This window comes from Teichococcus rhizosphaerae, from assembly GCF_002631185.1.
Lineage (GTDB): Bacteria > Pseudomonadota > Alphaproteobacteria > Acetobacterales > Acetobacteraceae > Pseudoroseomonas > Pseudoroseomonas rhizosphaerae.
Map to the genome: position 1 here is coordinate 1 of NZ_PDNU01000053.1, position 9498 is coordinate 9498.

At 73.6% G+C, this 9498-nt stretch carries 9 protein-coding genes and 1 pseudogene; all 10 read left to right on the forward strand.

The annotated features are described in order from the left end of the window. Positions 1 to 34: 34 nt before the first annotated feature. Positions 35 to 592: a histidine phosphatase family protein gene (locus CR162_RS19285; protein ID WP_099097149.1), complete on the forward strand. Its 558-nt coding sequence runs from the start codon at positions 35 to 37 to the stop codon at positions 590 to 592. 166 nt (positions 593 to 758) lie between these two features. Then, a complete protein-coding gene (gene secB / locus CR162_RS19290; RefSeq protein WP_245870499.1) occupies positions 759 to 1322 on the forward strand; it encodes a protein-export chaperone SecB in 564 nt (187 codons plus the stop codon). 122 nt (positions 1323 to 1444) lie between these two features. Continuing rightward, complete coding sequence (gene murJ / locus CR162_RS19295; protein ID WP_099097150.1) at positions 1445 to 2989, forward strand: murein biosynthesis integral membrane protein MurJ; 1545 nt, start codon at positions 1445 to 1447, stop codon at positions 2987 to 2989. A gap of 85 nt (positions 2990 to 3074) precedes the next feature. Beyond that, a complete protein-coding gene (locus tag CR162_RS19300; RefSeq protein ID WP_099097151.1) occupies positions 3075 to 3812 on the forward strand; it encodes a class I SAM-dependent methyltransferase in 738 nt (245 codons plus the stop codon). 4 nt (positions 3813 to 3816) lie between these two features. Then, positions 3817 to 5076: a bifunctional phosphopantothenoylcysteine decarboxylase/phosphopantothenate--cysteine ligase CoaBC gene (gene coaBC, locus CR162_RS19305; protein WP_245870500.1), complete on the forward strand. Its 1260-nt coding sequence runs from the start codon at positions 3817 to 3819 to the stop codon at positions 5074 to 5076. After that, a complete protein-coding gene (gene dut / locus CR162_RS19310; RefSeq protein WP_099097152.1) occupies positions 5073 to 5552 on the forward strand; it encodes a dUTP diphosphatase in 480 nt (159 codons plus the stop codon). The genes coaBC and dut overlap by 4 nt, the downstream gene beginning before the upstream one ends. Before the next feature lie 284 nt (positions 5553 to 5836). Then, positions 5837 to 7660: an Ig-like domain-containing protein gene (locus CR162_RS19315; protein WP_141563248.1), complete on the forward strand. Its 1824-nt coding sequence runs from the start codon at positions 5837 to 5839 to the stop codon at positions 7658 to 7660. A gap of 200 nt (positions 7661 to 7860) precedes the next feature. Beyond that, a complete protein-coding gene (locus tag CR162_RS19320) occupies positions 7861 to 8718 on the forward strand; it encodes a HesA/MoeB/ThiF family protein (RefSeq protein ID WP_099097154.1) in 858 nt (285 codons plus the stop codon). Continuing rightward, positions 8715 to 9089, forward strand: a complete 375-nt coding sequence (locus CR162_RS19325) for a DsrE family protein (protein WP_099097155.1) — start codon at positions 8715 to 8717, stop codon at positions 9087 to 9089. The genes CR162_RS19320 and CR162_RS19325 overlap by 4 nt, the downstream gene beginning before the upstream one ends. Positions 9090 to 9160: 71 nt before the next feature. Next, positions 9161 to 9498: pseudogene (locus tag CR162_RS19330) on the forward strand (hypothetical protein); the annotation flags it as partial.

Genomic DNA, 9498 nt, shown 5'->3' on the forward strand with positions numbered 1-9498 from the left:
GTTACCTCCAGCCTGTTTCCTCCGGAGTTCCGCGATGATCCTGCTGCGTCACGGCCAGAGCGAGTTCAACCTGCATTTCAGCGCGACCCGCCGGGATCCGGGCATCAAGGACCCGAAGCTGACCATCCTCGGCCGCCACCAGGCCGAGCAGGCGGCCCAGGCCCTGGCCGGCGAGGACATCCGCCGCATCATCGCCAGCCCCTATACCCGCGCGCTGGAAACGGCGGCGCCGCTGGCCCGGCGCTTCGGCCTGCCGGTGCTGGTCCACCCGCTGGTGCGGGAGCGCTACGCCTTTTCCTGCGACATCGGCTCGCCCTGCGCCGCCCTGTCGATGAGCTGGCCGGAGCTGGACTTCTCCCACATCGACGAGGTGTGGTGGCCGGCCGTTGAGGAGCCCGCCCCGCAGGTGGAGGACCGCGCCCGCCTGTTCCGCGCCGAGATGGGCGCGCTGGAGGACTGGGCGCACACCGTGGTCGTCACCCATTGGGGGTTCATCATGTCGATGACGGGTGAATCGGTGGCCAACGGCCAGTGGCTGCGCTGCGACCCGACCGCGCCCGCCCCGGCCAGCATCAGCTGGCGGCACGGCTGAGCCGCCCTTAACCGAACTGTGACAGACCGGGCGCGGCGTGCTACCCCGCGCCGCGAACCCGGCGGCGCCGGCCCGGCCCCGCGCCGCGCCCGCCCGCCGCCCCCGCCCGCCGCACCCGGGCAGGACCCGCCCACCGACCCTTTCGGCAACCGCATCAGGGGCCCGCATGTCCGACACCCAGCTTCCTCCCGAGAACAACGCCGCCCCGAACGGCCCCAACGGCGCCGTGCCGCCCGGCCCGCTGCTGCTGAACCTGCAATACACCAAGGACCTGTCCTTCGAGGTGCCGGGCGCGCCGGAGATCTTCGCCACGCTGCGCGAGCAGCCGCGCATCGACCTGGCGCTGGACGTGCAGGCCCGCCCGCTCCAGCAGGGCGGCAACGTCTATGAGGTGGAGCTGCAGATCCGCGCCGACGCCCAGGCGCCCGCGCCGAATGGCGGCACCCAGCCCGCCTTCATCGCCGAGCTGTCCTATTGCGGCATCTTCACGCTGAACGTGGAGCCCAACCTCGTCGAGCCGCTGCTGCTGGTCGAGTGCCCGCGCCTCCTGTTCCCCTTCGCCCGCAACATCCTGGCCGACGTGACGCGCGATGGCGGCTTCCCGCCCGTGATGCTCTCGCCGATCGACTTCGTGGCGCTGTGGCAGTCCCGCCGCGGCCAGGGCGGCGCGCCGCAGGCCCAGGGCGGCACCGGCCCGGATGGCTTCGTTTCGCCCGCCGGCAACGCCTGAGCGCCGGGGCGCGCCGACGCCGCGCGCGCCCCCGCCCGATCCCCTGACAGGCCGGGGCCGCCCCGCCCCGGCCCCCTTTCCCGCCTGGCCGGCCCAGGCCTGTTCCAGGTGGCCCGACCCAGATGCTGCGCAACATCCTGACCATCGGCGGCTGGACCTTCGCCAGCCGGGTGCTGGGCTTCGCCCGCGACATGCTGATCGCCGCCACCCTCGGCGCCGGGCCCATGGCCGATGCCTTCTTCATCGCGCTGCGCCTGCCCAACCTGTTCCGCCGCCTGTTCGGCGAGGGCGCCTTCAACGCCGCCTTCGTGCCCGCCTTCACCGGCACGCTGACGCTGGAGGGGCCGAAGCGCGCGCGCGAGCTCGCCGCCCGCATGTCCACGCTGATGACGCTGTGGCTGTCCCTGCTGGTCGGCCTCGGCATGGTCTTCATGCCGCAGGTGATGCGGGTGCTGACGCCCGGGCTGGTGGACGACCCCTCGCGCTTCGGGCTGGTGGTGGAGCTGTCGCGCATCACCTTCCCCTACCTGGTCTTCATCTGCCTCACCGCCCTGGTCTCGGGCGTGCTGAACGCGGTGGACAGGTTCGCCCTCGCCGCCGGCGCGCCGCTGCTGTTCAACCTCTTCGCCATCGGCGCGCTGTTCGCCCTCACTCCCGTGGTGGCCACGCCGGCCCACGCCCTGGCCTGGGGCGTCGCCCTTTCCGGCGTGGCGCAGCTCGTGCTGGTGGTGGTGGCCTGCCACAAGGTGGGCATGGGCTTCCCCCTCCTCTCCTTTCCCCGCCTGACGCCCGAGACCCGCGCCGTGCTCAGGCGCATGGTGCCGGGGGTGCTGGGCGCCAGCGTCACCCAGCTCAGCCTGGCCATCGACATCTTCATCGCCTCGCTGCTGCCGGTGGGCGCCATCAGCTTCCTCACCTATGCCGACCGCGTGGCGCAGCTCCCGCTCGGCGTGGTGGGGGCGGCGGTGGGCACGGCGCTGCTGCCGGTGCTGTCACGCCAGCTGCGCGGCGGCAAGCCGCTCTCGGCCCACCGCAGCATGAACCGGGCGGTGGAGCTGTCCCTGGCGCTGACCCTGCCCGCCGCCGCCGGCCTCATCGCGCTGGCCGAGCCGATCGTGCGCGTGCTGTTCCAGCGCGGCGCGCTGGGCGCGGAGGAGGCCATCCTGGTGGGCGAGGCGCTGCGGGCCTACGCGCTCGGCCTGCCGGCCTTCGTGCTGATCAAGGCCTTCGCCCCCGGCTTCTTCGCCCGCGGCGACACCGCCGCCCCGGTCAAGATCGGCATCGCCGTGGTGGCGGTGAACCTGTCGCTCAGCCTGGTGCTGACGCAGTTCATCGGCCATGTCGGCATCGCGCTGGCCACCTCGCTGGCGGCCTGGGTGAACGCCTCGCTGCTGGCGGGCCTGCTGGCGCGGCGCGGCCACTTCACCGCCGACCGCCGGCTGCGCCGCAACCTCTGGCGCCTCGTGCTGGCGGCGGCGCTGATGGCGGCGGTGGTGGGCGGGCTGATGCTGGCCACCTTCCCGCCCCCCGGCACCGGCACCGGGCCGGTGCGGCTGGCCATCCTCGGCACCCTGGTGGCGGTGGGGGTCGCGGTCTATTTCGGCGCCACCCAGGCGCTGGGGGCGCTCCAGCTGCGCGAGGTGCTGCGGCGGGGGCGCAAGGCGTGACGGCGGAGGGGGAGGCAGGGGGAGGGGCGGAGAAATCCGCCACCCCGAGGCTTCCCGGCTTCCGGGATCGCGCTATCTTGGCGGCATGACCCAGACCACGGATTTCGGCTTCCGCGAAGTGCCCAGAGACGCCAAGGCGTCCATGGTGCGGGAGGTGTTCGACAGCGTCGCGCCGAAATACGACGTGATGAACGACCTGATGTCGCTCGGCCTGCACCGCGCCTGGAAGCAGATCTTCGTGGCCGCCATCGCCGCCGGCCCGCGCGAGACGCTGCTCGACCTCGCCGCCGGCACGGGCGACGTGGCCTTCCTCGCCCGCAAGCGGGGCGCGGGGCGGGTCATCCTGTCCGACATCAACGCGGCCATGCTCAATGTCGGCCAGAACCGCGCCCTGCAGAAGGGGCTGGCGGACGGCTTGAGCTATGTCTGCTCCGACGCCGAGCGCATCCCGCTGCCGGACCGCAGCGTGGAGAAGGTCTCCATGGCCTTCGGGCTCCGCAACTGCACCGACAAGGACGCGGTGCTGCGCGAGGCCTTCCGCGTGCTGCGCGTGGGCGGGCGGATGCATGTGCTGGAGTTCTCCCGCCTGGAGGTGGACGCGCTGCGGCCGCTCTACGACGCCTGGTCCTTCAAGGCGCTGCCCGCCATCGGCGCGCGCATCGCCAAGGATTCCGAGAGCTACCAGTACCTGGCCGAGAGCATCCGCATGTTCCCCGACCAGCCGACGCTGGCTGCCATGATGGAGCGCGCGGGCTTCGAGCGGGTGAAGTGGCAGAACCTCTCGGGCGGCATCGTCGCCATCCACACCGGCTGGAAGCTGTAGGGGTGTGACCCAGGCAGGGGCCACCCTGGCGGGCAGGCACGTGCTGCTCGTCGTCTCGGGCAGCGTCTCCGCCTACAAGGCGCTGGAACTGACGCGGCTGCTGCGCAAGGCCGGCGCCCGCGTCACGCCCGTGCTGACGGCGGGGGGCGCGCGCTTCGTCACCCCCCACGCGCTGCAGGCCATCGCCGGCGAGGCGGTGCACCAGGATCTCTGGTCGCTCGCGGGGGAAGCGGAGATCGGCCACATCCGGCTGGCGCGGATGCCGGACGCGGTGGCGGTGGTGCCCGCCTCGGCCAGCTTCCTGGCCAGGATGGCGCATGGCCTGGCCGACGACCTCGCGGCCACGGTGATGCTGGCCACCGACCGCCCCGTCCTGCTGGCGCCCGCCATGAACTGGGCGATGTGGGGCCACCCCGCCACCCAGGCCAACATGGACCTGCTCATCGCGCGCGGCGCGCGGGTGGTGGGCCCCGGTGTCGGCGCCATGGCGGAGGCGGAAAGCGGCCCCGGGCGGCTGGCCGAGCCGGCCGAGATCCTCGCGGCGCTCGCCGCGCTGCTGGCGCCGGAGGCGGCCGGGCCGCTCGCCGGGCGGCACGTCCTGGTCACCAGCGGCCCGACGCACGAGCCGATCGACCCGGTGCGCTACATCGCCAACCGCAGCAGCGGCCGCCAGGGCCACGCCATCGCCGGGGCGCTGGCGGCGCTGGGCGCGCGCGTCACCCTGGTGCATGGCCCGGTGGCGCTGCCGCCGCCCCCCGGCGTGCGGGCCGTGGGGGTGGAAAGCGCGCGCGAGATGCTGGCCGCCTGCGAGGCCGCGCTGCCGGCCGATGCCGCCATCTGCGCTGCCGCCGTGGCCGACTGGCGCGCCGCCGGCGAGGCCGCGCAGAAGCTCAAGAAGGTGCCCGGCCAGCCGCCCCCGCCCCTGGCGCTGGCGCTGAACCCGGACATCCTGGCCACCCTTTCCGGCCATGCCCGCCGCCCGGCGCTGGTGGTGGGGTTCGCTGCGGAAACGGAGAAGGTGGTGGCCAACGCCGTGGCGAAGCGGCAGCGCAAGGGGTGCGACTGGATCGTGGCGAATGACGTGTCGGGCGACGTGATGGGCGGGGCCGAGAATGCCGTCCACCTCGTGACCGAGGCGGGGGTGGAGGACTGGCCCCGCCTGCCCAAGCAGGAGGTGGCCGCCCGGCTGGCCGCCCGCGTGGCCGCGCGACTCGGCGGGGCCGAAGGGATAGCCGGCGGGATGGCGGGGGAGGTGCCGGCATGAGCCGCGCCACCATCGCCGTCCGCCGCCTGCCCCATGCCGAGGGGCTGCCGCTGCCGGGCTATGCCACGGCCGGCGCCGCCGGCTTCGACCTGCTGGCGGCGGTGACGGCGCCGCTCGTCATCGCCCCCGGGGCGCGCGCGCTGGTGCCAACCGGTCTGGTGATGGCGCTGCCCGAGGGGCACGAGCTGCAGATCCGCCCCCGCTCGGGCCTGGCGCTGAAGCACGGCATCGTGCTGCCCAACAGCCCCGGCACGATCGACGAGGACTACCGGGGCGAGCTGCAGGTCATCGTGATGAATGCCGGCGACGCGCCCTTCACCGTGGAGCGCGGCACGCGAATCGCCCAGGGCGTGCTGGCGCCGGTGACCCGGGCCGACTGGTCCGAGGTGGAGACCCTGCCCGGCACCGCCCGTGGCAGCGGCGGATTCGGCAGCACCGGCCTGCAGGCCCCGGACGGGCAGGATGGCCTGGCCTGACAGGGCTTCGGAAGGCGAAAGGACCTTTCCTCCCGGCCCCCCCGCAACAGGTTTCATGGCCCGGGGCGGCGCCTTGGAAGCGGGCCGGAATGCCGCGGACGGAAACGGTTTCAGCAAATATCCAGCAAATTTTCTCAAGAACTCTCCGGGCGTGCTGCGATTCCATTCGCAATAACAAGATCTTTACAGCAAATACTGCCGCTTTCCTTTCAGCCGCGATTGACGTCAATCGCCCGCAGCCTCCTAAATCCCCGAGCCAACTCAATCCGGTGGGGAAGTGACAGATGCCAGCGCCAGTCAACGACGATATCTCCAACGCCATTGCCATCGTTCCAGGCACCCCACTGTCCGGCACAACCGCTGAGGCGACCGTGCAGCCGGGCGAGGTCAACTATTTCGGTGCCGCCGGCACGGTCTGGTACAGCTTCACGCCGACCGAGAACGCCCCGGTGGCCTTCAGCCTCGGCAACGCTCCCGTGACGAACAGCGTGATCGTGCAGTCCGCGCCCGCCGGCACGGTGCCTTCCGTCGGCGGCCTGCAGGCGGTGACGAACAACGGGGGCAGCGCGCCGGCGGTGCAGTTCTTCGCCCAGGCCGGCCAGACCTACTACATCCAGGTGGGCAGCACGGCGGAAGCGCTGGGCGCGTTCAGCATCGCCTCCGTCCCTCCCGATCCGGCGATCGACGTCACGCCGCCGGCGGCGCCGGCGATCGTCGCGGTGACCGACGCGGATGGCGACGCCGTCACCACCACGGGCGTGGCCGGCGCGCTCACCTTCTCCGGCACGGCCGAGCCGGGCAGCATCGTCGTCCTCAAGGGCAACCTGGACGGCGTGGACGCGGATCTCGGCAGCGTCGAGGCCGGCGCCGAGGGCAACTGGAGCATCACGGTCGAGAACCTGGTCGCGGGCGTATACAGCTTCGGCGCCGTCGCGCGCGACGATGCCGGCAACCAGTCGCTCACCTCCTCGAACCTGCTCGCCATCACGCTCGAGGCCGGGCCCGAGCCCGACACCACGCCGCCGGAGCCGCCGGTCATCCTGGCCGCCGCCAACAGCGAGGGCCCGATCGGCGACGGCGTCTCCACCCAGCCCGTGCTGATCATCACCGGCACCGCCGAGCCGCTCAGCACCATCACCCTGTTCAACGGCGAGGAGACACTGGCCACCGGCATCGCCACCAACGCCGAGGGCAACTGGTCCTTCACCACGGCCGCGCTGTCCGAGGGCAGCTACAGCTTCACCGCCGTGGCCACCGACGCCGCCGGCAACCCCTCCACGACCAGCCCGACGCCGCTGGTGGTCGAGGTCGACCTGCCGGACGGCACCCCCACCCCGACCCCCATCCCCACCGAGGCGCTGGGCTTCGACGCCGAGTACTACCTGGCGATGAACCCGGACGTGGCGGCGGCGGGGGTGGACCCGCTGGCCCACTACACCGAGTTCGGCTGGCAGGAGGGCCGCGACCCGAACGCCCTGTTCGACATCAGCTACTACCTGAACCAGAACCCGGACGTGGCGGCGGCGCAGATCGACCCGCTGGCCCACTACATCGAGTTCGGCTGGGTGGAAGGGCGCGATCCCAGCTACATCTTCAGCGGCGACCTCTACCTCGAGAACAATGTCGACGTGGCCGAGGCCGGCGTCAATCCGCTGGTCCACTACCTCTACTTCGGCAGCACCGAGGGGCGCGACACCTTCCAGGCCACGCCGGAGGCCACCGGCCCGCAGGCTCCGCTGGTCGATGCCCAGTTCTACTTCCAGAACAACCCCGACGTGGCGAAGGAGGGCGTCGATCCCTCGCGCCACTTCGCCGAGTTCGGCTGGCAGGAAGGCCGCGACCCGAACGCCTTCTTCGACATCGAGTACTACCTGGCCAACAACGTCGACGTGGCGGAAGCCGGCATCAATCCGGTGCAGCACTACCTGGAGTACGGCGCGGGCGAGGGTCGCGACCCGAGCGCGGCCTTCTCCACCGAGGACTACCTGGCCGCCAACGTCGACGTGGCGGAAGCGGGGGTCAACCCGCTGCAGCACTACCTGGAGTTCGGCATCGCCGAGGGCCGCCCGCTCGCGCCCGTGGTCGAGCCCGTGCCCGACCTGGTGTGAGGCACGCCCTCCGGCCCGGCCTGACCGGGCGGGCCGGAGGATGGTGAGGGCCGCGGGCCACGGCGCTCCCGCGCCAGGGCCCGCGCGCCGGAAGGACATGCGCCGGAAGAACACAGGCCCGGCGCTTCCCGCCGGGCCCGCCCGCAGGGAGGCGGCCGGCGGCCCGGAGGCCATTGCGCCGGCCCGCCCGCCCCGCCCATATGGGGCCCATGGAACTCGACTTCTCCGATTCCGAGCTGCACCGCTATTCGCGCCACATCCTGCTGCAGGAGGTGGGCGCGGTGGGGCAGGCGCGGCTGCGCGCGGCGCGGGTGCTGCTGGTGGGCGCGGGAGGCCTCGGCTCGCCGCTGGCGCTCTACCTGGCCGCTGCCGGGATCGGCACGATCGGGCTGATCGACGACGACCGGCTGGAGCTGTCCAACCTGCAGCGGCAGGTGGCGCACGACACGGGCCGCATCGGCCGCAACAAGGCGGACAGCGCGGCCGAGACCATCCGCCGGCTGAACCCCGGGGTCGCGGTCGAGGTCCACCCGCTGCGGCTGGACGCCGAATCGGCGGCCGCGCTGATCCCGCGCTACGACATCGTCTGCGACGGCACCGACAACTTCGCCACGCGCTTCCTGCTGGGCGATGCCTGCCACCTGCTGGGCCGCACCCTGGTCTCGGCCGCCGTGCTGCGCTTCGAGGGGCAGCTCGCCGTCTACAAGTCGCATCTCGGCGGGGATCACCCCTGCCAGCGCTGCCTGCACCCGGAGCCGCCGCCGCCCGGGCTGGTGCCGAGCTGCTCGGAAGCGGGCGTGCTCGGCGCCGTGACCGGCGTGATGGGCACCCTCCAGGCCACCGAGGTGCTGAAGGAGATCCTGGGCATCGGCGAGGGGCTGGCCGGCCGCCTGCTGCTGTGGGACGCGCTGGACATGCGCTTCCGCACCGTGCGGCTGCGGCGCGACCCGGCCTGCCCGCTCTGCGGCCCGGCGCCGCGCATCCGCGACCTGTCCTGCCACGCCGCCGCGCCCGCGCCCGCCTGCGCGGCGCCCCTTCCCGCGGCGGGCGCGGCGTGAGCCCGCCGCTCGGCATCCTGCTGCGCTCCGGCGGGCACGAGGCGGCGCATTACGCGCTGGTGCTGGCCACCGGCGCCGCCGCCATCGGCCGCCCGGCCGTGCTGTTCGCCACCAATGGCGGCTGCCACCTGCTGCGCCACGACACGCCGCTGCCGCGGGACCCGCGCGAGTCGCTGCTGGCGGGCCGGGGCGTGGCGGGGGTGGGGCCGCTGCTGGCGGCGGCGGCGGAGCTGGGCGTGCGGCGCATCGCCTGCGAGGCGGGGCTGCGCGCCGAGGGGCTGGACGCGGCGGCCCTGGCGCGGGATGTCGAGGTCGCGGGCGTCGTCACCTTTCTGGAAGCGGTCGGCCCGGGGCAGATGCTGGCACTGTGATGGTTGAAAAGAATGCTGCGATGCAAGGCGGGTGCTTGACCATGGCGGCGCCTTGCGGGCGTGATCGGCGCATGGCCCGGCTTCGTCTCGCCTCCCCTTTCCTGTTCCTGGCCCTGACCCTGGCGGCTTCGCCCGCGGCCGCCCAGTCCAGCCTGGGCGCGCCGCAGCAGGCGGTGCCGCCGCCCGCGCCCCGCGGTGCCGCGCCCGTGCCCAGCCTGGCGCCCGACCAGGTGCTGCGGCCGCCGCCCGGCGCCGTGCCGCGGGCACCGTCCGGCCCCGCCCCGGCGCCGTCCTCCGGGCGCGCCGCCACCCAGCAGCCCGCCCCCCAGCAGCCTGCCGGCCGCGCCGCGCCGCCTGCCGCCGGCCAGCCGCCGGCCCAGGGGCGGGGCGCGCCCCCGCAGCGCCTGAC